General features: G+C 61.2%; 23 protein-coding genes and 1 tRNA gene. 15 read left to right on the forward strand and 9 right to left on the reverse strand.

The window, feature by feature from the left end; all coding sequences use genetic code 11:
- The first annotated feature begins 46 nt into the window (after positions 1-46).
- The 3 genes from EM6_RS00545 to EM6_RS00555 are packed head-to-tail and all read left to right on the forward strand — an operon-like array spanning position 47 to position 2732.
- Positions 47-937 carry a tetratricopeptide repeat protein gene (locus tag EM6_RS00545; RefSeq protein ID WP_126419540.1) on the forward strand — a complete coding sequence of 297 codons (891 nt, stop codon included), beginning with the start codon at positions 47-49 and terminating at the stop codon, positions 935-937.
- Positions 938-993: 56 nt separating this feature from the next.
- Complete coding sequence (locus tag EM6_RS00550; RefSeq protein ID WP_126419541.1) at positions 994-1881, forward strand: SIMPL domain-containing protein; 888 nt, start codon at positions 994-996, stop codon at positions 1879-1881.
- Positions 1881-2732, forward strand: a complete 852-nt coding sequence (locus EM6_RS00555; RefSeq protein ID WP_126419542.1) for an SIMPL domain-containing protein — start codon at positions 1881-1883, stop codon at positions 2730-2732. Before EM6_RS00550 ends, EM6_RS00555 begins: the two co-directional genes overlap by 1 nt.
- A gap of 58 nt (positions 2733-2790) precedes the next feature.
- On the opposite strand, the gene EM6_RS00560 is transcribed toward EM6_RS00555, so the two are convergent.
- Positions 2791-3456, reverse strand: a complete 666-nt coding sequence (locus EM6_RS00560) for a hypothetical protein (RefSeq protein WP_126419543.1) — start codon at positions 3454-3456, stop codon at positions 2791-2793.
- A 218-nt stretch (positions 3457-3674) separates the two neighbouring features.
- On the opposite strand from EM6_RS00560, the gene EM6_RS00565 reads away from it, so the two are divergent.
- Together EM6_RS00565 and EM6_RS00570 are read left to right on the forward strand one after the other, a co-directional pair.
- A complete protein-coding gene (locus EM6_RS00565; protein WP_126419544.1) occupies positions 3675-4853 on the forward strand; it encodes a patatin-like phospholipase family protein in 1179 nt (392 codons plus the stop codon).
- 92 nt (positions 4854-4945) lie between these two features.
- Positions 4946-5362, forward strand: a complete 417-nt coding sequence (locus EM6_RS00570; RefSeq protein ID WP_013479369.1) for an RrF2 family transcriptional regulator — start codon at positions 4946-4948, stop codon at positions 5360-5362.
- On the opposite strand, the gene EM6_RS00575 is transcribed toward EM6_RS00570, so the two are convergent.
- The 4 genes from EM6_RS00575 to EM6_RS00590 all read right to left on the reverse strand — a co-directional run bounded on the left by EM6_RS00575 (position 5363) and on the right by EM6_RS00590 (position 9455).
- On the reverse strand, positions 5363-5812 hold the full coding sequence (locus tag EM6_RS00575; RefSeq protein ID WP_126419545.1) for an NUDIX hydrolase: 450 nt from the start codon (positions 5810-5812) through the stop codon (positions 5363-5365).
- Between the two features lie 274 nt (positions 5813-6086).
- Positions 6087-8234, reverse strand: coding sequence for an ergothioneine biosynthesis protein EgtB (gene egtB / locus EM6_RS00580; RefSeq protein WP_126419546.1), 2148 nt, complete (start codon positions 8232-8234; stop codon positions 6087-6089).
- A gap of 340 nt (positions 8235-8574) precedes the next feature.
- Positions 8575-8649 (reverse strand) — tRNA-Val (locus tag EM6_RS00585).
- A gap of 449 nt (positions 8650-9098) precedes the next feature.
- The gene (locus tag EM6_RS00590; protein WP_013479366.1) at positions 9099-9455 is read right to left on the reverse strand and encodes a response regulator; all 357 of its coding nucleotides are present in this window, start codon (positions 9453-9455) and stop codon (positions 9099-9101) included.
- Positions 9456-9565: 110 nt separating this feature from the next.
- On the opposite strand from EM6_RS00590, the gene EM6_RS00595 reads away from it, so the two are divergent.
- Positions 9566-10435 (forward strand): N-formylglutamate amidohydrolase, encoded by an 870-nt coding sequence (locus tag EM6_RS00595; RefSeq protein ID WP_126419547.1) that lies wholly within the window; start codon positions 9566-9568, stop codon positions 10433-10435.
- A gap of 354 nt (positions 10436-10789) precedes the next feature.
- Here EM6_RS00595 and EM6_RS00600 read toward each other — a convergent pair whose 3' ends face one another.
- Positions 10790-11605, reverse strand: coding sequence for a DUF599 domain-containing protein (locus EM6_RS00600; protein WP_126419548.1), 816 nt, complete (start codon positions 11603-11605; stop codon positions 10790-10792).
- 213 nt (positions 11606-11818) lie between these two features.
- Between EM6_RS00600 and ppa the strand changes: the two genes are divergently transcribed.
- Both ppa and EM6_RS00610 read left to right on the forward strand, forming a co-directional pair.
- Positions 11819-12355: an inorganic diphosphatase gene (ppa, locus tag EM6_RS00605; RefSeq protein WP_126419549.1), complete on the forward strand. Its 537-nt coding sequence runs from the start codon at positions 11819-11821 to the stop codon at positions 12353-12355.
- A gap of 480 nt (positions 12356-12835) precedes the next feature.
- A complete protein-coding gene (locus tag EM6_RS00610; RefSeq protein WP_126419550.1) occupies positions 12836-13093 on the forward strand; it encodes a hypothetical protein in 258 nt (85 codons plus the stop codon).
- 76 nt (positions 13094-13169) lie between these two features.
- On the opposite strand, the gene EM6_RS00615 is transcribed toward EM6_RS00610, so the two are convergent.
- Positions 13170-13352 (reverse strand): YegP family protein, encoded by a 183-nt coding sequence (locus tag EM6_RS00615; protein ID WP_013479361.1) that lies wholly within the window; start codon positions 13350-13352, stop codon positions 13170-13172.
- 86 nt (positions 13353-13438) lie between these two features.
- Positions 13439-13801 carry a DUF983 domain-containing protein gene (locus tag EM6_RS00620; RefSeq protein WP_126419551.1) on the reverse strand — a complete coding sequence of 121 codons (363 nt, stop codon included), beginning with the start codon at positions 13799-13801 and terminating at the stop codon, positions 13439-13441.
- 168 nt (positions 13802-13969) lie between these two features.
- On the opposite strand from EM6_RS00620, the gene EM6_RS00625 reads away from it, so the two are divergent.
- From EM6_RS00625 to metH, 7 genes are all read left to right on the forward strand, one after another.
- A complete protein-coding gene (locus EM6_RS00625; RefSeq protein WP_126419552.1) occupies positions 13970-14920 on the forward strand; it encodes an ArsR/SmtB family transcription factor in 951 nt (316 codons plus the stop codon).
- 33 nt (positions 14921-14953) lie between these two features.
- Positions 14954-15880, forward strand: coding sequence for a methylenetetrahydrofolate reductase [NAD(P)H] (metF, locus tag EM6_RS00630; RefSeq protein ID WP_126419553.1), 927 nt, complete (start codon positions 14954-14956; stop codon positions 15878-15880).
- Between the two features lie 10 nt (positions 15881-15890).
- Entirely contained in the window at positions 15891-16613 is a 723-nt protein-coding gene (locus tag EM6_RS00635) for a class I SAM-dependent methyltransferase (protein ID WP_126419554.1), read from the forward strand.
- Positions 16614-16756: 143 nt separating this feature from the next.
- Positions 16757-17821 (forward strand): homocysteine S-methyltransferase family protein, encoded by a 1065-nt coding sequence (locus EM6_RS00640; protein WP_126419555.1) that lies wholly within the window; start codon positions 16757-16759, stop codon positions 17819-17821.
- 7 nt (positions 17822-17828) lie between these two features.
- Positions 17829-18818: a D-alanine--D-alanine ligase family protein gene (locus EM6_RS00645; RefSeq protein WP_126419556.1), complete on the forward strand. Its 990-nt coding sequence runs from the start codon at positions 17829-17831 to the stop codon at positions 18816-18818.
- Positions 18819-19008: 190 nt separating this feature from the next.
- Entirely contained in the window at positions 19009-19401 is a 393-nt protein-coding gene (locus EM6_RS00650; protein ID WP_126419557.1) for a hypothetical protein, read from the forward strand.
- 6 nt (positions 19402-19407) lie between these two features.
- Positions 19408-22065, forward strand: coding sequence for a methionine synthase (gene metH, locus EM6_RS00655; protein ID WP_126419558.1), 2658 nt, complete (start codon positions 19408-19410; stop codon positions 22063-22065).
- A gap of 21 nt (positions 22066-22086) precedes the next feature.
- Here the strand turns inward: metH and gloB are convergent, their stop codons facing one another.
- The gene (gene gloB / locus EM6_RS00660; RefSeq protein WP_126419559.1) at positions 22087-22833 is read right to left on the reverse strand and encodes a hydroxyacylglutathione hydrolase; all 747 of its coding nucleotides are present in this window, start codon (positions 22831-22833) and stop codon (positions 22087-22089) included.
- Positions 22834-22861: the final 28 nt, after the last annotated feature.

Consider the following 22861-nt stretch of genomic DNA (forward strand, 5'->3'; position numbering starts at 1 on the left):
TCTGTCTGTGCTATGCCTGAACCCCTGAGGCACAAGGGGGGTATATATGCGTAAATCGACGGGTGGAGTCCGGGCCTGGTATGTGCTGCTGCCGGTTATTCTGGTGGTCGCGGTGGCCGCAGGGGTGTTTTTCACGGGCAAGACCGGGCCGACCGGTGAAAACGAGTGGATCACCTTTATCAAGGCAAACACCGGGGACGCGCAGGCGCAGTATCTAAGTGGTCTACCCTATGACAAGCGTCGAGGGGGGATAGATGACGCGGTTCGCGCCTCAGGCTGGTACGAAAAAGCCGCCGCGCAAGGACATGTGGACGCGCAGATCGCACTGGCCGACCTGTACAATGACGATAAAGGCGTCGCCAACCGCGATAAGGCCTTCGCCCTTTATAAGGCAGTAAAAGCCCCTTCGCCTGACATCAAACGCAAGCTGGCCGAATTTTACCTGACCGGACGCGGCAGTGTTCCAAAAGATGTCGAAATAGGCGAGCGTCTGTTGCGCGAATCTGCGCAAGCGGGCGACAAGGCCGCAGAAAAGGCGTGGGGACAGAGGCTCAATAGTGCGGGCGACCGCGAGGGGGCAAAGCTCTGGCTGAGCAAATGCGCTGATCGCGGTGATACGCAATGCCTCACCGATATGGCCTATCTGTTTTACAACACCGGTGATCAGCCCAAAGCAATCAGCTATTTCAATCGCGCGGCGGATCGCGGAAACGCCGACGCGCAAATCCGCCTGAGTATGCTGTACTTTAACGGTATGGCCGTGAAAAAAGACCTGGCTGTGGCCTATAAATGGGCGCTTCTGGCCCGCAAGGGACCGAAGGGAAGTGCCGCCGTATCCGAAGCGCGTGAAGCGGTTCCCTTTATTGAAAGTCGGCTGACGCCCGATCAGAAGGTCGAAGGCCAAAAACAAGCCGACGCCTTCAAACCGGCGTCGTAAATCAGCCGCAATAGGGCATCAGCCTGTAAAAATCATCGCTATCTAGGGAGACGACTATGCGTAAATGGGTGTTGGGTATGGCTCTGCTGGCCGTGGCCGGGGGGGCGGTGGCTCAGACGACGACCAATAATTATCAGGCCTCGGATTACGATCGCGCGCCGTGGTGGATGAAGACGCCGGTCATCACCCAGACGGGCTATGTGCGGACCGAAATCGACGCCAACCGCGCTCATTTTTCGGCCTCGTTTCTGGCGGTGGGTAAGACGGCGGATGAGGCGCAGCAAAAGGCCGTGGCGCAGACACGCGCCTTGACCGATGCGCTGAAAAAGCTGGGCAAGGACGCGGTGCGCGTCAACACCTCTTTCTCGATGCGCGTCCTCTATGAGCAGTACCGCGACAAGGAAGGCAACCGCATCGAAAACCAGCGCGGTGACAAGATCGAAGCCTATCAGGTCAGCATGGGACTGGATGTGAAGGTCTATGACCTGCGCACGCTGGAACGCGCCTATGCGCTGGTGCTGGCGGCCTCGCCCACCGCGTCTCAGCCGGTCTATTTCTCGCTGGAGCCCGACAATGCCACCAAGACCTGGCTGTACAACGAGGCAGTGAAGGATGCGGCGCGCCGGGCGCGTCAGGCCGCCGAAGCGGCGGGTGGCAAGCTGGGGGCGGTTAAGGTGATCGACCCGACGGGCCGCGCCTGTCAGACGGATATTCTGGCGCGCGGTGAACCGCGCGGCGGGCAGGATTTTGAGCCGACGACCGTGGCCTATGACATGCCGCCGCCGCCACCCAAGTTGCAAGTTCGTGAACCAGTGGTAGAGGCTATGTCTGCTCCGTCTCCGGTGGAGCAACTCGAAGCCAAGGCCGCGCAGAACGCCTTTATTCAGGCCCCGCCGTTGAATGAACTGACGGCGCAGGCCTGCGTTGTCTATGGACTGAACTGATGCGCCGCCTGTGGATAGGCCTCTGCACCCTGCCGCTACTGGCGGCCGGGGCCGAGGCCGCGCCCCCGGTAAAGCCGGTCGAAAACACGGACCGCTTCGACGCGGCGCCGTGGTGGATGGAACGTGCGGTCCTGCCGCAGACGGGCTATGCGGAGACGGAGGTGGAGGCCAACCGCGCCACCTTCGCCGCGCGGTTCAAGGGCACGGGCAAGACGGCCAGCGAAGCTCAGCGTCAGGCGGTTGCACAGGCCGAAACCCTGATCGCCGCCCTGCGTCAGCGCCCGGCAGAGGCGGTGCGCGTCACAACGGACTTTGCGGTGCAGGCCTTTTACGAGCAGTACCGCGACAAGGACGGTCGGCAAATCGCCAATGCCCGCGGCGACAAGATTCGGGGCTATGACGCCACCCTGACCCTGCGCGTTGAGGTGCGTGATATGGCCGTGCTGGAGCCGGTCTATGCGCTGGTTCTGGCGGCCGCGCCGACGCAGGTGGATCGCTTGGCCTTTTCGCTAAAGCCGGACAATGCCCTGCGGGACCGGTTGCGCACGCAGGCCACACGCGATGCGGCGGCGCGGGCGCAAGGCGCAGCCGAAGCCACAGGCAGCACGCTGGGTGGCATTCGTCTGATCGACCCGTCGGGTCGCGCCTGCCGAGCCGATATTCTGGGGCGGAACCTGGAAACAGATGTCGATACAGAGATGACGGCTGAACGGGTCGAGTATAAAAGCCCGCCGCAAATTGTTCCCGGTCGCGATCAACTTGAAGCCCGCGCGGCGGAAAATGCCTTTATTCAGACGCCGCCGCTGTATCGGGTTCAGGTCCAGACCTGCGTTGTTTATGATCTGAAGTGAAAAAGGCGGTCCCGCAAAGGACCGCCTCTCTTATCGTTTCCGCCGTCAGTCAGCCCGATCAGAATTTGACCGTCAGGCCGACTTGCAGAACGGGCCAGGTCTTGGCGTCCTTCACGTCGTTCTGAAGCTCCTGACGTTCCTTCTCCAGCGCCGCCTTGTAGGCCGGGTCATTGGCATAGGTGCCGTCCGACGTCAGGGTCACGCTGGGGTCATCGCCCAACACAGCCCCGGCCAGCACGCGGAAGCCAAAGCGACCATCCGTAGTGAAGGTGTTGTCGAAACCGAGGCCGAGGAACGGGGCACCGCTGCCCATATCGGCATTGGCGCGCAGCGTGCCGATCTGGGCCGGGGTGAAGGGCGCACCACCGATATTGGTGGTGCCGGTCGGACGCGCGTCGAGCTTCACATTGCGATCACCGGTTACATAGCCAGCGGACACCAGAAATGAATTGCGAAACGGGTGCACATCCACGGCAAAAGTAAACGGCTTGAACTCCAGCTCGCCGTTATACTGAACGCCATCGGAATTGAAGTCGTCGCTGTGCTTCAGCGAGTCGTAATCGGCGCGCAGGACAAAAGTGTCATTCAGCTTGTAACGGGCCCCGATGCCGACGCCGGTCGTGCCGCCGTGCACATCAACGGCGAGGGGGCTGTTCTGGGCCGAGGCGGCGGTGGCGGTGAGGGCGCCAAGCGCCACGGCAGCGAGAAGGGCAGGAAGACGCATGAGACAGTATCCTTTGCGGGTCGTGAAACAGAAAATGCGGAGATCAGCACGCCACAGCTTAGCCATAAGGCTTAACAAAACCCTTAATCGGCCTTGTTTTCGCCCTTTCGAGTCGTTCCGCTCAAGCTTTGTGTGATCGTCTGTAAAATTGATGCGCGAGGCCGGATTCCGGTTCATAAAGGGCGTGTAAGTGCCTGACCGTTGCGGAGTTGCCTGTCATGGATCAAAGCCATCCCGATCTTGCCGCTGCCGAAGCCGTGACTCACCCCGGCGCGGCCTATGATCAGACAGTGCTGGTGCTTCAGGGGGGCGGGGCGCTCGGTTCCTATCAGGGCGGGGCCTATGAGGTCCTGCATGCCGGCGGGGTCAGGCCCGACTGGGTAGCTGGGGTGTCAATCGGCGCGATCAATGCGGCGATCATCGCCGGGAATGCGCCGGAACACCGCGTCGAAAAGCTGCGGTCCTTCTGGGCGCAGATCACGTCGGAAAGCCCCGCCGATACGTTGAGCGGCTATAATCCGTGGCTGAAAAGCGCCTTTCGGCAATGGAGCGGCTATATGAGCGCGCTCAACGGCGTGCCGGGCTTCTTCCGTCCCGCCGCCCTGACGCCGTTTTTCGCGCCGTGGTCCCTGCCGTCGGAAACGAGCTTCTACGATATTTCCCCGTTGCGCGAGACTCTGCTGCGCCATGTCGATTTCGAGCGTCTCAACGGTGGTGAGGTGCGCCTGAGCGTCGGGGCGGTTAATGTACGCACCGGCAATTCGGTCTATTTCGACAGCCATACGACGCCAATCACGCCGGAACACATCATGGCGTCCGGGGCCCTGCCGCCCGGCTTCCCGGCGGTGACGATCGACGGCGAAGCCTACTGGGACGGCGGTGTGGTGTCCAACACGCCCCTGACCTATGTGCTGCACGAAGCTCCGGCGGGGCTGGATGGTGACACCCTGGTCTTTCAGATGGACCTGTTCTCATCGCGCGGTGAGGTGCCCAAAACGCTCGATGAGGTCTATGGCCGCGTCAAGGACATTACCTATTCCAGCCGCACGCGGCTCAATACCGATGCCTTTCTGGAGCGCTATCGCCTGCGTCAGGCCATCCGCCACATGTACGAACGCTTGTCGCCGGAGGTGCAGGCCGAGCCGTCCATCGCGGCCTGCTATGCGCGCGCCGCGCATTTCCGCGTTTCGCTGGTGCATCTGATCAATTCGGGCGGCGGCGATCATGGCCAATCCAAAGACTACGAATTTTCGCGCCTGACTATGAACGAGCACTGGGCGTCGGGCCGTCTGGACGCTGAACGCGCCATGCAGCGCCGCGTCTGGCGCGAGCCACCGCCGGAAAAGGACGGCATCCGCGTCTATGACTTTGCCGCTGAAGACCGCGCCCGCTCGTAATGAAAGCGGATATATAGGGCTTATGGCTTTCGTAACCCGGTTCGTGCTAATAGGCGGCGACGGAACAAAAAAATACAGGTTGCCCCGCCACCATGTTGTCTCAGCGTGCCAAATACGCCATCCGCGCCATGCAGGAAATGGCCCGCATCCCCCAGGGTCAGACGGTGCAGGCGGGTGAACTGGCGGAACGCATCAAGGCCCCGCTGCATTTTCTCGAAGGCATATTGCTTGAGCTGCGCCGCGAAGGATTCCTGATGTCTAAGCGCGGGCGTTCGGGTGGCTATATGCTGGCGCGACCGTCCGATATGATCAGCATGGCCGACCTGATCCGCCTGATCGACGGGCCTCTTGCCCTGACGCCGTGTGCCTCGCGCACTGCCTATGCGCGGTGTGAGGATTGCCCGACACCCGATGATTGTCAGTTGCGTCTGGTGCTGCTGGCGGCGCGCGATGCCATGGCGCGCGTGCTCGAAAGCTCAACCCTGGCCGAGCCGCTGCCGCGCGGCTGATTAAGTACCTTCGGCAAAGGCCTTGGCAAAGCGCCGCACAATCTTGCGCAAGGATTCGATTTCGATGGCGTGCAGCGCCTGTTCCGGCGTCAGCCACACCATGCTGCGCTGACCCATTTCCGGCCAAAGCGTCAGTTGCTGCGTCACCCGCATGGCGAACACCTCGACGGCGGGGATGAACTGCGCATTGGGCTGGCCCTGATCCTTCATATAGGCAAAGCGTCCGATAGGGTGCGGATCGACCTCACCCAGAATACCTGCCTCTTCAAAGGCTTCGCGGGCGGCGGTTTCCGCTGGCGTCAGGTCGGGAATGGGCTTGCCCTTGGGGATGATCCACTGACCGCTGCCGCGTGAGGTGATCAGCAGGAACTCGACCTCGCCGTTGCGCGTCTCGCGAAAGGGGAGGGCCCCAAACTGAGTTGCGGGCGAAGGCGGGGCGTGATCATCCAATCGGGGCGGTCCTGAAAAAATGTCCGTGTACGGGGCAATTTTCTGTGTAGGCCGCGCGGCACCAAAGCTCAATAGGCTTCGGACAGATTCATACCAACGCCCGAAGATGCTGACGCATCCGGCCGTTTAAAAAATCGTGAATGTCTTATATGTATCAAAGACATAAGACATTCGCGAAACGAATACCAAGAGTCATTTTCAATGACCCTTGGTATCAGGTGTTCCGACATCGGAGCGATGCCAGTTGCGTTATTCGCATCACAAGCTGAAGGGGTCAGGACAGGACGAAAACGCCAAAGGCCGGGGCCGGGCTGATCCACTGACGCGCGACCGTCCAGCCTGCGTCACGACACAGGGCCGCGAAGCTGTCCGGCGTGAACTTATGGGCATTTTCCGTATGCAGACGTTCGCCCGCCGCAAACGTGAAACTCTGCCCGGCGACGGCCACGCGCTGATCGCGGCGGCTGAGCAGATGCATTTCAATGCGCGCGCGCTCAGCGTTCCACAGGGCCAGATGCGCGAAAGCGTCAAGGTCGAAATCCCCCTGCAATTCGCGGTTCATCCGCACCAGCAGGTTTTTATTGAAGGCCGCCGTCACCCCTGCCGCATCATCATAGGCGGCGTGTAGCGTCGCTTCGTCCTTGACCATATCTGCTCCGACGATCAGTTGCGCCTCTTCACCCAGCAGGTGCCGGAAGGACCGCAGCAGCTCACGCGCTTCGTCCGGGCTGAAATTGCCAATGGTTGAGCCAGGGAAGAAACCCACGCACGGCCTGTTTTTCAGCGCTTCGGGCCGGGACAGCGCCTGCGTGAAATCGCCCACCAGAGGCACGACGGACAGGCGCGGATAGGCGCTTTGCAGCCGTGCCGTCGCGGCGTGCAGGGCGTCCGGGCTGATGTCGATGGGCACATAGGTGCGCAAGGCCGGGCAGGCATCGAGCAGAATCCGCGTCTTGTCGCTGGCCCCGCTGCCAAATTCGACCAGCACCGTATCGGCGGTCCAGCCCGCCACCAGCGCATCGGCGATGTCGTGCAACAGGCGCGTTTCGGTGCGCGTCGGGTAATATTCCGGCGTGCGGCAGATGGCCTCAAACAGCTCGGAGCCTGCCGCATCATAAAAATACTTGGGCGACAGGGATTTGGGCTGCGCCGACAGACCGGCGATCACATCGGCCGCGAAGCCCTCATCGCGGCTCTCCGCGGTGGTGTGATCGCGCGCCAGACGCAGACCTGCGCGCACCCAGCGCTTTTCCGGCGCGAAGAAGTTGCGATAGGTGGCGCGCGCATGACCGGCAGGCGTGAAGGCGCTGCCGCCGCGCAGGCTCATCTGCCCGCTCATAAACTTGCCATTATATTCGCCGACGGCACCCGCTCCCGGACGAAAGCCCGGATAGCCGAGATAGGCGCTGGCCGTCCATTGCCAGGCGACGTCATCCACCTGCTGCAGCCCGCCCTGACGCGCGGCGGCCTCCCATTCGGCCTCGGTGGGCAGGCGCGCCCCGGCCCAGCGGGCAAAGGCATCGGCCTCATAAAAGCTGATGTGGGTGACGGGGGCGTCGGGATCGACGGGGTGCAGGCCGCGCAGACTGAACGCTTGCCACTGCTCGCCGTCGGGCCGCCAGTAAAGAGGCGCGCGCCAGCCCTCGGCCTGCACGCGGGCCCAGCCGTCGGACAGCCATAGCTCCGGCCGCGCGTAGCCGCCGTCGTGCATAAAGGCCAGCCAGTCGCCATTGCGCACCAGCCGATCGGCGATCTGATAGGGCTCCAGCCAGACCTTATGGCGCGGCCGCTCATTGTCGAAGGCAAACCTTTCGCCGGCCGCGCCAATTTCAACCAGCCCCCCGGCACACGCGATGTAGCGGGCCTCGCCCACCGGGGCGTCGGCGGCAAAGGCGGGATCGTAGGCCGGGGCCAGCGGCGACAGGCTGAGCAGGTGCAAAATGTCCATCAGCAGCAGTTCCTGATGCTGCTCCTCGTGCGCCAGACCGAGCGCCAGCAGGGCCTCGCTTTCGGCATCGAGCCCGGCGGCGATCAGGTCGCGCATTTGATGATCCACGTGCTGACGATAGGCCAGAATGTCGCTCAGGGCCGGGCGGGTGAGGACGCCGCGCTGGGCCCGCGGCTGACGCGCGCCCTTGGCTTCGTAATAGGAGTTGAACAGGTAACCATAGTGCGCATCGAACGGCGCAGAACCGGGGCGGGGACTGAGCAGAAAGGTCTCAAAGAACCAGGTGGTGTGCGCCAGATGCCACTTGGCCGGGCTGGCGTCGGGCATGGACTGTACCACCATGTCCTCCGCCGACAATGGCGCGGCGAGACGCTGGGTCGCGGCCCGCACCTCTGAGTAACGTCGGAGGCAGGGGCTCTGCGAAGCGTCAGAACAAAGCGGTCGTCCCGTGGTCGGGTGGCTGTGGCCGTCCATCTCAATCTCCCCGTTGCGCACGGTAGCGCTGACTATATCGACGCCGGATGTAAGTTTTAAATTCGCGGCGTCAGATTGCGCCTGCGGCTGACTTGTTTGTGGCAGCAGGCTTTGGCGCCACGCCCTTAGGAGTACGTAGCGGCCGGGGAGAAGGTTTCAGAGGAAGCAGAGCGCATCTGACACACATCGCCTAGGATGGTGGCGGTCCCATAAGCGTATGTGGAAAAGGCGCGAAGCGATCAGCGACCAAGCGGGAGCGCAGCCTGCGCGCCATAAAAAGGAAAAACCTTTGAGCGTAAACTCAAAAAATACTTTCGAGTTATCGAAGAAAACGAGAAAATGGTGGACCCGACAGGGATTGAACCTGTGACCCCTACGATGTCAACGTAGTGCTCTCCCGCTGAGCTACGAGTCCACTATTGTTCGGCAACGCTGTGCCGGTGCGAGGAGCGGGTGTATAGCCGCCGAAAATGGTGGTGGCAAGGGCTTTAGCGATCAAAAATGTGGAAAGTGTGGGAAAGGCTGTTGGGCGCTGTCAGCGCCCCTACCACCGCATCCGCATCGGCGGTCCGATCACCGCCTTTGGCGGTTCGTGCGGTCCTCCTCTCCAGCAAGCTGGGGAGGTATAATGAAGGCCGCGTAACCCAACCCCTCAGGCGGCGATCAGGTGTTCGACTTCGGTGACGATTTCGCCCGCGCTCAGGGAGCGAAGCGTTAGCGCCACTTAAAAATCTGCGCGAGCCGTTCACACTGGCCCCTCAGGCGGCGATCAGGCGTTCGACTTCGGTTACGATTTCGCCCGCGCTCAAGGAGCGAAGCGTTAGCGCCACTTAAAAATCTGCGCGCGTCGCCCGCGCTGGCCCATCAGGCGGCAATCAGGCGTTCGACTTCGGTGACGATTTCGCGCAGATGCACCGGCTTTTCGAGGACCTTGGCTTCGGGGGAGGCCTTTTGTGCATTGAGCGCCACGGCGGCGAAGCCGGTGATGAACATGATCTTCAGGCCCGGCTGACGTTGCGAGGCGACCTTGGCCACTTCGATGCCGTCAGCCCCCGGCATCACAATGTCGGTCAGCAGCAGGTCATACGGCCCCTGATCGAGGGCTTCGATGGCGCTGTCGCCATCGGGGCAGCTTACAACGTCATAGCCGGCGCGCTGAAGGGCGCGCGTCAGGAAGCTGCGCACGGAATTTTCGTCTTCCGCGAGGAGAATCTTGGTCATTAATCCCGGTCCTGTGGGAAAGGGGCCCCGTTTACTCAGAGAGTAGATGATTAGGGCGCAGGTGTAAATTAGGGGTGAAGAGAGCGCAGAATTGTCTTATCACGGGTTTAATGGCCGATCTTTCATCCCCAGTTGAAACCGTCCCTGCCGTGGATGTGCGCCGTCCGGCGGTAAAGGGTTGCGGGCTGGTGTTCGCTTTGCCGCATTCGGGACCGTATCTGCCGCCGGCCTTTGTGGCGGCGGCGCGCTACGAGGCGCAACACCTGCGCATGACCGAAGACGCCTTTGTTGACGCGCTGATCGGCTTTGAGACGCTGGAAGGGGTGTGGGCGGTGCGGGCCAATTACAGCCGCGCCTATGTCGATGTGAACCGCCACCCGCTGGAGCTGGACCCGCGCCTGATCCGCGGCGCGCTGCCGAAAGGGGCGCTCAGCCAGTCGCTGCGCGTGCGCTCCGGTTACGGCGTCATTCCGCGCTGCCTGTCGGGCGGGCGGGAGATTCACGCGCAGCCGATCAGCTATGACGAGGCGGCGCGGCGTCTGGCGCAGGTGCACGTCCCTTATCACCGCGCGCTGACCGAAGCGCTGGCCGAAGCCAAGTCGGCGCACGGGCGGGTGACGCTGATCGACTGGCACTCCATGCCCTCGACGACGCTCAAACCGGGCTCGGAGGCCCAGCCGTCAGCGAAACTGGCGGATATTGTGCTGGGGGATCTGCATGGTGAGGCGTGCGCGCCCGGCCTGACGGCCTTTGTGCGGCAGGTGTTTGAAGCGCACGGCTTCCGCGTGGCGCATAACCATCCCTTTGCCGGCGGCTATACGCTTGAACGCTACGCCCAGCCGCCCAAGGGGGTGGAGGCGCTACAGATCGAGCTGAACCGCGGGCTCTACATGGATGAGGCAACCCTGACCCTCAGCCCCAATGCCGGGCGCATGAAGGCGGCCATCGCGGCCGTGATCGACGGGCTGAAGCGAAGGTAATACCAAGGGTCATTGAAAATGACTCTTGATATTACCTTCGAGACTGTCTCATGTCACTGACACATATGAGACAGTCTCGTGTCTTCAACGGCCGGATGCGGTCAGCATTTTCGGCCGTTGGTATAAGGGACTTATTCGGGCAAAAAAAAGCCGCGCTACACGAGCGCGGCTAAGTCTACAGGGAGGAAACGCCCAGGAAGGGCATCGACGTAAAAACGTCGAACACTGACTTTATACGTTGCGATGCAAAAATCCACAAGCGGAAAACGCATTTGTATGATCACGTATCGTTACAATGGTTCCTAAGCGTAAGAAATAAAGTTAAGCAAACCTTTGCGTTATTTAGAAAACGATTCAGCCAGCTTTCGTTTCTATATTTGTTTTATCTTGCTGCGACGCAGCATTTTCCGGTTCGTCCTCTATTTTTCCGTCATAGATGGGGCGGGTGCGGGTAGGGTAGGGATGCTCCTCCAGAAGCTCACGCATCCGCCGCAGGCCGCGCGCCGCCTGTGAGCGCGACTGCCGCCAGGCCAGGAGCGCGGTGGCACCGATGCTGGCCAGCGCCAGAGGGATCGGACCGAACAGCCACGCGGCGGCGGCCAGCGAGAAATAGTAACCGCGCACGCCCTGCGAAAAGTTCGACATGGCCGGCTCGAAAATGTCCGACACGGCCTCGGTGAAGGCCTGCGCGCTCTGCGGGTCGATGTTTTCGGGCACCGCGCCCATGGCGGCCACGGCGTAGTTGGTCTGACGCAGGGCCCAGATGAAGTTGAGAAGCCCGCGCGCCAGACAGACCATGACCAGAGCCAGCTTCATCAGGAGCAGGGCCGAGGACGAGGTGTCGATACCGAGCGCGTGCGCGCTCTTGTACGACAGGTCGCCGGTAAAGATGGCCCCGGCGACGGCGGCAATCAGGATGAGGTTGGCCGAAGCGAAGAAGCTCATTGAATTGACGCCGTGACCGATGAGGTTGGAGTCGTAGAGCTTGAACGAGCGGATGACCATTTCCTTCATCCACGCGCGCCGCACGATGGTCAGGTCCTTGAAGATCACGCCCGATTTCTTGGACAGGGCCTTGAGCACCGGCTCATAGCCCAGCCAGCAAAAGATGAAGACCAGAAGGGCGGCGAAATCGCGCCAGCTACCGAACAGTTTGACGATCAGTTCCATGACGAGGACTTTTGTAAGGGGCTGTTGTTATGAGACTTTGGTCTAGTTGCGGTGTTTCGAAGTCGCCTGACAAGCGATAATTCCTTGTCGGGTAACAAATTGTAGCAAAGTGCGAAAACAAAAAACGCAGACTTCGCTTGTGCGAAAGAAGCGGACCGCTTATGACAGCGCCCAAACCATATCTTCAATGCCGTTTAACAATAAAGACATCCTATGAATCTCGATAAGATTTCCGTCGGTCCGAACGCTCCCTGGGACATCCACGCCGTCATCGAAATTCCGCAGGGCGGTATGCCCGTCAAGTACGAAATGGATAAGGATTCCGGCGCGCTGTTCGTCGATCGCTTCCTTTACACCTCCATGTTCTATCCGGGTAACTACGGCTTTATCCCGCACACGCTGGCTGACGACGGCGACCCCTGTGACATTCTGGTGGTCGGTCCGACGCCGGTCTATCCGGGCGTAGTCATCCGTTCGCGCCCCATTGGTGTGCTGCTGATGGAAGACGAAGCGGGCAAGGACGAGAAGATTCTGGCCGTGCCGGTGGACAAGCTGCACCCCTACTACACCAATGTCTCGAGCTATCGTCAGATGCCGGCCATCATGATCGAGCAGATCACCCACTTCTTCGCCCACTACAAGGATCTCGAGAAGAACAAGGAAACCCGCGTTCTGGGCTGGGGCGATCCGGAGCAGGCCGCTCAGCTGATCCGCGAAGGTCAGGAACGTCTGGCCAAGAAGATCGGTTGATCTTTAAAATACTACTGAAAGGCCCGCTGGCAACAGCGGGCTTTTTTGTGCGCGATTTTCAGAATTGTGAAAACAAGTCACACGATGAAATATGGATTGACCTGCCGCACAGGCCATGCAATTGTTTCTATACAAAAGGACCACGCGGTAATTTCTGCTTTTTGCGATGGCATATATTCGCAAATTTTCGCAGTCCTTTGCAAAATGGGGTCAAATTATCGGATGAATTCGATTATTTGATCGGTTCTGTGCATGAATCTCCTGCCTGCTCAAAAATAAGCTTTAAAAATCAAATGAGAAATGGGCGCGCGCCGGTAAGACGCCTAAAGGCCGCGTTGTGGATTTCTCAGTAAACCGCATGATATTAGTCCGCGCTGGTATAACGCGTTGCGTATCCGTGGCCTGAGCGTGTGTTTGTGCGGGCCTGCGGTTTCTTCCTCCCCCAAAAATAGACTTTTCAGGTCAGAACAGAAAATACCTATGTCCGATAGCTCATCCGATGTGGCGTCGCGCCTCTACGCACTTGCCGTAGCCCGTGATACCGCTAACCTGGTCGATCTCGACGCCTCCCTTGCCCTTGCCCGCGCTTCGGTGCGCACGCTGATGGCCCTGTCGCCGCAGGCGGCCATGCTGATGCGTGAGTTCGCGCAGGAAGAAATCGACCGACTGCATATGGAATGCACCGAGGAATCGCATGGTTCCATCGCCATCATCCGCGATACGCTGAATATGGCCTGAGCCCTGCTCACCGGTGCAAAACAAAAAAGCCCGAAGGCATTGGCCTCCGGGCTTTTTTCATGGCTTGATGCGACGCCTATTCGACCGTCTGATCTTCGATCTCGGCGTCCGGGCCGTTCTTCTTGATCGACTCAATGGCATTCTTGGCCGAAGCCTTGGAAGCATAGCCTTCGGTCCAGAAAATCGTCTCGGAATTATAGACGAAATAGGCGACGAATTCGCCGGCCTTGTTCTTTTTGATCAGGAACTTGTGCGCCATGAGAGTCTCCGTTTGTTGGCAACGCCATCGGGCGTCGGCGTGAGGATTCTCCGCAAAGGGGATTCCGTCAAGCCCAAGTTACGAAGTTATCGGAAGCGTTTGAGCCCGTGGTGCCAGATCAGGCCCAGAAACCCGCCCTTGATGAATGGCAGCAGCAGCAGGGTCAGGGCGCCCATAATGGTCAGGGTCACCGGCACCACGATTTCCAGAGGGAAATTCCAGAAAAACTCAAAGGCAAACATCGGTGCAATGACCAGATGCCCGACCAGCAGCATGGTCACATAGGCCGGGCCGTCGTCGCAGGGATAGGCCCCCAGCGGCGTCTGACAATGGCTGCACGTATCCACCACCTTGAGATAGCCCCGGAAGGCGTGGCCTTCGCCACAGGCGGGGCAGCGGCGGCGCAGGCCGCGGGAAATGGCCGTCGAAAGTGAGGCTTTATCGGTCATGGGGCCGGAACTCCGCTGTTATCGGTTCTTATCATACGCCGATATGTGGGAAACCACACGTCCCCCCGCCATGTGTAACGCTGTCGCAGGCCTGTCGATACCGCATTGCGAGCCTTGGGTGTGATTTTACGCTTGCAAAATCACATAAAGACATCTTTATATGGTTATATGAAATCGAGCGACATACTGGGCGAAGCGGCGCTGCTGGAGGCGTTAAAGGCGATGGGGGAGCCCACACGTCTGCGTCTTTTGCGTCTTTTAGCGCATGAAGAACTGTCTGTCATGGAATTGGTGCGGATTCTCAATCAGAGTCAGCCGCGCATTTCACGCCACCTCAAGCTGATGAATGAGGCCGGGGTAATTGACCGTTTTCCGGACGGGGCCTGGGTCTTCTATCGCCTGAGTGAGCATCCGGCCCTGACGCCGTTGATTGACTCAGTTCTGACGGCGCTGGGTGATGAAAACAGCGCCGATCTTCGGGCGCTGGAAGAGGTGCGCGGTCAGCGGCTTGAGGCGGCGCAGGGCTATTTCGAAAATATCGCCCCCGTATGGGACCAGATCCGCTCGCACTACGTCGATGATGCCGAGGTCGAGGCGGCCATTCAATCGCTGGTGGGCGATGCGCCGGTCGAAACCATCGTTGATCTGGGCACCGGGTCGGGGCGGATGCTCAGCCTGCTGGCCCCGAACGCGCAATACGCCATCGGGCTCGACCTGTCGCAGCAGATGCTCAACATCGCCCGCGCCCGCACGCGCGAGGCGGGCCTGAGCGGCATCGATTTCCGCCACGGCGACATCCTCGCCACCCGGCTCAATGGTCAGAGCGCCGATCTGGTCGTCATCCACCAGGTGCTGCACTTCCTACCCGATCCGGGGCAGGCGCTGAAAGAGGCGGCGCGGCTGCTGAAACCCGGCGGCCGCCTGCTGATCGTCGATTTCGCCCCGCACCGGCTGGAGATCATGCGCGACGAATATCAGCACCGTCGCCTCGGCATCGGTGATGACGATATGGGCCACTGGCAGAAGGTGGCCGGGCTTAAGGCCCTGCGCAGCCTGTCCCTCCCGCCGCATCAGGAGCCCGGTCTGACCGTGCGCATCTGGCTGATGCAAAAAGCCTGATGCATCCCATAAAACGCTACAGAGAATACGCTTATGGCTCCGCCGCCCGCCTTTGTTCAGTCCGCCATTGCCCGCTCGGTCCGCGCCGGGGCGTCGCACCTCAATGTGTCGTTTGAGTTCTTCCCGCCCAAGTCGGCGGAGATGGAAGAGAGCCTGTGGGGCGCTATCCGCCGCCTTGAGCCGCTGAACCCCAGCTTCGTCTCGGTCACCTATGGGGCGGGCGGTTCGACGCGCGAGCGTACCCACCGCACGGTGAAGCGCATACTGGACGAAACCGCGCTGAAACCTGCCGCGCACCTGACCTGCGTCGAGGCCTCACGCGAAGAGGTCGATGAGGTCATCCGCGAATACTGGAACGCCGGTGTGCGCCACATCGTGGCCCTGCGTGGCGACCCGCCCGGCGGGCTTCAGGACGGTCAGTACAGGCCGCGTCCGGACGGCTATCAGAACGCCACGGAGCTGACCGCCGCCATCCGCCGCATCGGTGATTTTGAGGTCAGCGTCGGCGTCTATCCGGAAAAGCACCCGCAGTCGCCGTCTCTAGACTTTGATCTCGACGTGCTGCGTCAGAAGGTCGATGCCGGGGCGACGCGCGGCATCAGCCAGTTCTTCTTTGAGCCGGAAACCTTCCTGCGCTTCCGCGATGCCGTGGCCGATGCGGGCATTCAGATTGATCTGACGCCGGGCATCATGCCGGTCACCAATTTCAAGGGCCTGCGCAAGATGGCGGCGGCCTGCGAAGCCGCGGTGCCCGACTGGCTGCAAGAGCTTTTCCAAGGCCTCGACGACGATGCGGAGACGCGCAAACTGCTGGCCTCGGCCGTGGCGGTCGAGCAGGTGCTGGGGTTGGAGCGCGAAGGGGTGAACCATTTCCACTTCTACACGCTCAACCGGGCCGAACTGGTCTATTCCATCTGTCGCGTTCTAGGTCTAAGGGACGGTCAGCCGACCGCCGCCTGATTGCCTTCTCATGTCTCTTCAACCTGACTACGCTTCGATTACGCGGGCGGACCCCAATCCGTTCAAGCGCTATTTGCAACGCAAGCGCTTCGAGGAGGCGATTGCCCTGCTGAAAGGTCGGCATCCGGCGCTCAGTATCGACTACGGTGCCGGTGATGGTGAACTGGCGCGGCAGCTACGTCAGGCCTGTCCCGACGGCGAGGTCATTTGCTTTGAGCCGTCGGCGCAGTTGCGAGCGCAGGCTGTGGCCCATGTCGGCGCGCTGAGCGGCGTGACGGTGGTGGCCGGGATCGAAGGGATTGCCGATGCGAGTGCGGACGCGATCTTCTGTCTGGAGGTGTTCGAGCACCTGCCACCCGAGGAGATGGAGGCGGCGCTGGCCCAGATGCACCGGCTGTTGAAGCCCGATGGCGTGCTGATTATCGGCGTGCCGGTCGAGACGGGGCCGGTGGCGTGGGTGAAGGGCTGGTTCCGCGGGCGTCGGCGAGTGGATTTCGACACGGACCGCTATCGTATCGCGCAGGCGGCGCGCGGCGATATCCGTTTCGAGCGCTTGCGCGTGGACTTTGAGGGCGGCTGGGGCTACTACCCGCACCATCTGGGCTTTGATTATCGTGATCTGCTGGCGCGCGTGAAGGCGCACTTTGTGATCGAAACGCGCCGCTCCAGCCCGCTGGCCCTGCTGCCACCGGAATGGAACAGCGAACTGAACCTGCTTCTGCGGAAGCGCTGATAACCTTCGCCTCCCCTGATTTCAGGGGAGGTGGATTCGAGGCCGCAAGGCTTCGAAGACGGTGGGGTTAAACCCGCCGGTGTAACCCCCCTCCGCCCATTCCGGCGGTGTCCCCCCTGAGATCAGGGGGGAAGGAGACAGATATGACCCGTCAGGACCGCATTGACACCCTGAAAGCCGCCGCCAAGGAACGCATCCTGATCCTCGACGGATCATGGGGCGTGATGATCCAGCGGCGTGGCCTCGATGAGCAGGATTTCCGCGGTGAGCGCTTCAAGGACCATGTTGGTCAGATGAAGGGCAATAACGACATCCTGTGCCTGACCCGCCCGGACATCATCACCGACCTGCACAATCAATACTATGCGGCGGGGGCTGATATTTCCGAGACCAATACCTTCTCGGCGACGACCATTGCCATGGACGACTATCACCTTGATGCGCAGGCCTGCTGGGACATCAATTACGAAGGGGCGAAGCTGGCGCGCGCCGCCGCCGATGCCTGGACGGCGAAGGAGCCGGAAAAGCCGCGCTTTGTGGCGGGCTCGATCGGGCCGCTGAACAAGATGCTGTCCATGTCGTCGGACGTGAATGACCCCGGCGCGCGCAGCGTCACCTTCGATCAGGTCTATGAGGCCTATAAGCAGCAGATTCGCGCGCTGAACGAAGGTGGGGTGGACCTCTATCTGGTTGAGACCATTACCGACACGCTGAACTGCAAGGCGGCGCTCAAGGCCATTATGGACCTTGAGGACGAGGGGCTCGACAAGCTGCCGATCTGGATTTCGGGCACCATTACCGACCGCTCGGGCCGTACCCTCAGCGGGCAGACGGCGGAGGCCTTCTGGAACTCGGTCAAGCACGCCAAACCGTTTGCCATCGGCTTTAACTGCGCGCTGGGGGCCGACCTGATGCGCCCCCACATTGCCGAGCTGGCGCGCGTGGCCGATACGCTGGTCGCCGCCTATCCCAATGCCGGCCTGCCCAACGCCATGGGGCAGTATGACGAGCAGCCGCACGAAACGGCGCACGAACTGCACGAATGGGCCAAGGACGGGCTGGTCAATATTCTGGGGGGCTGCTGCGGCACGACACCCGACCATATCAAACACGTCGCCGATGAGGTGCGCGGGTTTGCGCCGCGCGTCCCGCCGGAGCGCCCGCGCGCCCTGCGTCTGGCGGGCCTTGAACCGTTTGAATTGAATTGAGGTTGTTATGCGTCTGACCCTGCTTTTCGGCGGCCTGAGCCGCGAGCGTCTGGTGGCCGTCGCCACCACCCAATCCCTGCACAAGGCCCTGCCCGAAGCCGATCTATGGTTCTGGGACGAGGACAATCACGTCTATGAGGCCTCGTCTCTGGCGCTTCTGGGCCATCAGCGGCCGTTCGAGGTGCCCTTCCGCGCCGATGGCCACGATCTGGGGACCATTGATCAGGCGCTGGACAGGGCCGCCGCCGAAGACCGCGTGCTGGTGCTTGGCCTGCACGGTGGCATTGCCGAAAATGGCGAGTTTCAGGTTAAGTGCGAGGCGAGGGGCGTGCCCTTCACCGGCTCCGGTTCGGCGGCTTCGCATCTGTCTTTCGATAAGGTCTCGGCCAAGCGCTTTGCCGCCTGCGCCGGGGTGCCGTCTCCGGCGGGCATTGCGCTCAGTGACCTTGACGCCGCCTTTGCCGAATATGGCAAGCTGGTCGCCAAGCCGGCGCAGGACGGGTCGAGCTTCGGCCTGATCTTCGTCAACTCGACCAATGACCTTGTGGCGGTGCGCGAAGCCGCCAATGAACAGCCCTATCTGATCGAGCCGTTTGTGACGGGGGCCGAGGCGACCTGCGCCGTGCTTGAGCAGGCCGACGGGTCGCTGATCGCCCTGCCGCCCATCGAGATCATCCCTGACCGCGGGGCCTTTGATTACCACTCCAAATATCTGTCCAACCAGACGCAGGAAATCTGCCCCGCGCGCTTTGCGCCGGAGGTGATGGCGGAGATTCAGCGGCTGGCCATTGCGGCGCATAAGGCGCTGTCGTGCCGGGGCTATACGCGGTCGGACTTCATCGTCTCCGATAAGGGCCCGGTGTTTATCGAAACCAACACCCTGCCCGGTATGACGGCCTCGTCGCTGTACCCCAAGGCGCTGGCGGCGCAGGGGATTGGCTTTGTCGATTTCCTGCACGGTCAGGTCGATATTGCGGTCAGGCGGGCGGGGAAATAGTTCTCCTCCCTTCGCTTTCGCCAGCATTGGGCATCTGAGCGCGTAACGAAGATAACGGAAGGGGATATGTTTGTCCGCATCGCAGTCTCGATAAACGAAGTCAGGTGATGTTTTTACGACCTGAGTCCTCCCCCTCTACCGCTTCGCGGTCCCCCTCCCCACGCTTCGCGCAGGGAGGAGAAAACAGGAAATGACCCTAAATCCTTTTTCCGACAACTGGTCCGACCGTCTGCGGATCGCCGCCGATGTGCTGAAAGACGTTACGCCGGACGAGCTGCGTGTCGATCAGCCGTTTTATGATGAACTGACGCTGGTCCTGACCGAATACCGCCTGAGCGATGCCGCCTTTGCCGCTGCCGCGCCGCAGGTGCCCAATCCGCCGGACTGGGCGCAACTGAGCGCCGCCGTGCATGGTTCGACGCCCAATGCCCTGCTGCTGCACATCCACGGCTGGCTGGCGCAGGCGCGGTGGATCGACACGCCTCTGGTGCGCGTGCACGCACAGGGCCTGCTCGAACCGGCGCTGCGGCGACTGGCGGCCCATGTTTCCGACCTTGATATTACACCTGTAAAAGACGATTAAGCGCGCATGACCACGATTATGACCCCCACCTTCATCAATATCGGCGAACGCACCAATGTCACGGGTTCGGCCAAGTTCCGTAAGCTGATCGTCGAAGGCAACTACACCGCCGCGCTCGATGTGGCGCGTCAGCAGGTGGAGGCCGGGGCGCAGATCATCGACATCAATATGGACGAAGGCCTGCTCGATGCGGTGAAGGCCATGACGACCTTCCTCAACCTGCTGGCCGCCGAACCCGATATCGCCCGCGTGCCGGTGATGATCGACTCGTCGAAGTGGGAGGTGATTGAGGCGGGCCTAAAATGCGTGCAGGGCAAGGCCATCGTCAACTCCATCTCGATGAAAGAGGGCGAAGACATCTTCCGCCACCACGCCCGCGAATGCCTGAAATACGGCGCGGCGGTAGTGGTCATGGCCTTTGACGAGGTGGGGCAGGCCGACACGGCGGCGCGCAAGATCGACATCTGTACGCGCGCCTACAACATCCTTGTGGGCGAGGTGGGCTTCCCGCCCGAAGACATCATCTTCGACCCCAATATCTTCGCCGTGGCGACGGGGATCGAGGAACACGACAACTACGCCGTGGACTTTATCGAAGCGACGCGGACGATCAAACAGACCCTGCCCTATGCGCGCATATCGGGCGGCGTGTCGAACGTCAGCTTCTCCTTCCGTGGCAATGAGCCGGTGCGCCGCGCCATCCACTCGGTGTTCCTGTATCACGCCATCAAGGCCGGCATGGATATGGGCATCGTCAATGCCGGCGACCTGCCGGTCTATGACGATATCGACGCCGAACTACGCGAAGCGGTCGAGGATGTGATCCTCAATCGCCCTCAACGCCACAATGTCAGCAATACCGAATGGCTGGTCGATCTGGCTCCCAAATACAAGGGCGAGAAGGGGCAGGTTGAGGCCAAAACTCTGGCCTGGCGCGAAGGCTCTGTCGAAGACCGCCTGAAACATGCTCTCGTGCACGGCATCACCGAATTTATCGAAGCCGATACCGAAGAGGCGCGGCAACAGGCTGAGCGTCCTCTGCACGTCATCGAAGGCCCTCTGATGGCCGGGATGAATGTGGTTGGCGACCTGTTCGGGGCGGGCAAGATGTTCCTGCCGCAGGTGGTTAAATCCGCCCGCGTCATGAAGCAGTCGGTGGCGTACCTCATGCCCTTCATGGAGGCCGAAAAAGACGGCGCCGAGCATCAGTCGGCGGGCAAGATCCTGATGGCCACGGTCAAGGGCGACGTCCACGATATCGGCAAGAACATCGTCGGCGTGGTCCTGCAATGTAACAATTACGAGGTGGTCGATCTCGGGGTCATGGTGCCTGCTGATCGCATCCTCGAAGAGGCCAAAAAGCACAAGGTCGATATGATCGGCCTTTCGGGCCTGATCACGCCGTCGCTGGATGAAATGGTGTTTGTGGCGCGCGAAATGCAGCGTCAGGGCTTTGATATTCCGCTGCTGATCGGCGGGGCGACGACCTCGAAAACCCATACGGCGGTGAAGATCGAGCCGGGCTACAGCAACGGGCAGACCGTCTATGTGCTCGACGCCTCGCGCGCCGTGGGCGTGGTGTCGCAACTGCTGTCCGACACGGATAAGGCGCAGTTCATCGCCGATACCCGCTCCGACTATGAGAAGGTGCGTCTGGCCTATGGCAAGGGCGATCAAAAGCCGCGTTCGGACCTTAAAGAAGCGCGTTCAAAGAAGTTTGTCATCGACTTTGCGGCCGAAGCCCCCGTCGCGCCAACCTTCCTTGGAACGCGCACCTTCAGCCCCTATGATCTGCACGATCTGGCCGACCATATTGACTGGACGCCGTTCTTTGCCACCTGGGAGCTGGCCGGGCGCTTCCCGGACATCCTTGAGGACGAGATTGTGGGCGAGGCGGCCACCGCCCTCTATGCCGATGCGCAGGCCATGCTGAAGCGCATTCTGGACGAAAAATGGTTTGAGGCGCGCGGCGTCGTCGGCTTCTGGCCCGCCAATGCTACCGAAGACGACGATATCGAAGTCTATGAAGACGAGACGCGCTCAAAGGTCATCGCCCGCTTCCACACCCTGCGTCAGCAGATGAAGAAGACGCGCGACGATCAGTCGAACACGGCCTTGAGCGACTTTGTGGCCCCGAAAGGCACCCCCGACTGGATCGGCGGCTTTGCCGTCACCGCCGGGCATGGCGAAATGGAGATCGCGGCGAAGTTCAAGGCGGCGGGCGACGACTATAACGCCATTCTGGCCACTGCTCTGGCCGACCGTCTGGCCGAAGCCTTTGCCGAAGCTCTGCACAAGCGCGTGCGCCGAGAGTTGTGGGCCTATGCCGCCGACGAAGACCTTGATGTCGCCGGTCTGATCGCCGAGCAGTATAAGGGCATCCGCCCGGCACCCGGCTATCCGGCCCAGCCCGACCACACCGAAAAATGGACCCTGTTCGACCTTCTGGACGCGCGGGCAAAGGCGGGGATGGAACTGACCGAAAGCCTCGCCATGACGCCGCCGGCCTCGGTATCGGGCCTCTATTTCGCGCATCCGAAGTCGCACTATTTCGGCGTCGGCAAGATCGAAAAGGATCAGGTCGAAGACTATGCCCGCCGCAAGGGCTGGAGCGTAGATGAGGCCGAGCGGTGGCTGAGCCCGATCCTGAACTACGTGCCGTGATCGGAAAGCCGAGACTGCGGGTCAGAACCGATCTTTGGCCGCTCTGATTTCGCCAAACTTTACGGCCTGTGCGGCAAAGCCGCTTTCTCTCAGCGGATAGACCACAAACGGATTGGTGGCGATTTCGTCGGCCAGACGCATGGGGACGGTGGGTTCGCCGCGCGCCCGGCGGGCGCGAATGTCCGCCCCGCGCGCTTCCAGTGCCGGGAACACCCCCAAACTCTCGGCAAATTTCAGGTTCGACAGCGTATATTCGTGCGCGCAATAGAGCGTCGTCTGTGAATCAAGCGCCAGAAGCCGTTGCAGGCTGCCCCACATATCTTCGGCTGAGCCCTCGAACAAACGCCCGCAGCCCAAGGCAAACAGGGTATCACCGACAAAGGCCACGTTTTCCGACGGCGCGGAATAGCCGATATGGCCCAGCGTATGCCCCTTGAGGTCCAAAACGTCGAACACGGTCTGCCCCAGCGCGAACGTGTCACCCCCGACTAAAACCTGATCCAGCGGCGCGGCCTTACGCACCTCTTCGGGGCCATAGATCAGGCAGCCATAGCGGTCTTTTAGTGCGGCATTGCCGCCCGTATGGTCCGGGTGCCAGTGGGTATTGAGGATGTAGTCGAGCCCCCAGCCCTGCACCGTCAGGGCCGCCGTCACCGCCTCGGCGTCCGGCGTGTCGATGCAGGCCACCTGACCTGAGGCCTGATCGCGGACCACAAAGCCGTAATTGTCGTTGAGCGCCGGAAACTGATGAATTTGCAGGGCCGACATGGCAAAATCCTCCCCTAAAGCGCACAAA

The sequence above is a fragment of the Asticcacaulis excentricus genome (assembly GCF_003966695.1).
GTDB lineage: Bacteria > Pseudomonadota > Alphaproteobacteria > Caulobacterales > Caulobacteraceae > Asticcacaulis > Asticcacaulis excentricus_A.

Coding starts and splice junctions, on each gene's coding strand:
- EM6_RS00545 (WP_126419540.1), top strand. CDS start 47: ATGCGTAAATCGACGGGTGGAGTCCGGGCCTGGTATGTGCTGCTGCCG.
- EM6_RS00550 (WP_126419541.1), top strand. CDS start 994: ATGCGTAAATGGGTGTTGGGTATGGCTCTGCTGGCCGTGGCCGGGGGG.
- EM6_RS00555 (WP_126419542.1), top strand. CDS start 1,881: ATGCGCCGCCTGTGGATAGGCCTCTGCACCCTGCCGCTACTGGCGGCC.
- EM6_RS00560 (WP_126419543.1), bottom strand. CDS start 3,456: ATGCGTCTTCCTGCCCTTCTCGCTGCCGTGGCGCTTGGCGCCCTCACC.
- EM6_RS00565 (WP_126419544.1), top strand. CDS start 3,675: ATGGATCAAAGCCATCCCGATCTTGCCGCTGCCGAAGCCGTGACTCAC.
- EM6_RS00570 (WP_013479369.1), top strand. CDS start 4,946: ATGTTGTCTCAGCGTGCCAAATACGCCATCCGCGCCATGCAGGAAATG.
- egtB (WP_126419546.1), bottom strand. CDS start 8,234: ATGGACGGCCACAGCCACCCGACCACGGGACGACCGCTTTGTTCTGAC.
- EM6_RS00590 (WP_013479366.1), bottom strand. CDS start 9,455: ATGACCAAGATTCTCCTCGCGGAAGACGAAAATTCCGTGCGCAGCTTC.
- EM6_RS00595 (WP_126419547.1), top strand. CDS start 9,566: ATGGCCGATCTTTCATCCCCAGTTGAAACCGTCCCTGCCGTGGATGTG.
- EM6_RS00600 (WP_126419548.1), bottom strand. CDS start 11,605: ATGGAACTGATCGTCAAACTGTTCGGTAGCTGGCGCGATTTCGCCGCC.
- ppa (WP_126419549.1), top strand. CDS start 11,819: ATGAATCTCGATAAGATTTCCGTCGGTCCGAACGCTCCCTGGGACATC.
- EM6_RS00610 (WP_126419550.1), top strand. CDS start 12,836: ATGTCCGATAGCTCATCCGATGTGGCGTCGCGCCTCTACGCACTTGCC.
- EM6_RS00615 (WP_013479361.1), bottom strand. CDS start 13,352: ATGGCGCACAAGTTCCTGATCAAAAAGAACAAGGCCGGCGAATTCGTC.
- EM6_RS00620 (WP_126419551.1), bottom strand. CDS start 13,801: ATGACCGATAAAGCCTCACTTTCGACGGCCATTTCCCGCGGCCTGCGC.
- EM6_RS00625 (WP_126419552.1), top strand. CDS start 13,970: ATGAAATCGAGCGACATACTGGGCGAAGCGGCGCTGCTGGAGGCGTTA.
- metF (WP_126419553.1), top strand. CDS start 14,954: ATGGCTCCGCCGCCCGCCTTTGTTCAGTCCGCCATTGCCCGCTCGGTC.
- EM6_RS00635 (WP_126419554.1), top strand. CDS start 15,891: ATGTCTCTTCAACCTGACTACGCTTCGATTACGCGGGCGGACCCCAAT.
- EM6_RS00640 (WP_126419555.1), top strand. CDS start 16,757: ATGACCCGTCAGGACCGCATTGACACCCTGAAAGCCGCCGCCAAGGAA.
- EM6_RS00645 (WP_126419556.1), top strand. CDS start 17,829: ATGCGTCTGACCCTGCTTTTCGGCGGCCTGAGCCGCGAGCGTCTGGTG.
- EM6_RS00650 (WP_126419557.1), top strand. CDS start 19,009: ATGACCCTAAATCCTTTTTCCGACAACTGGTCCGACCGTCTGCGGATC.
- metH (WP_126419558.1), top strand. CDS start 19,408: ATGACCACGATTATGACCCCCACCTTCATCAATATCGGCGAACGCACC.
- gloB (WP_126419559.1), bottom strand. CDS start 22,833: ATGTCGGCCCTGCAAATTCATCAGTTTCCGGCGCTCAACGACAATTAC.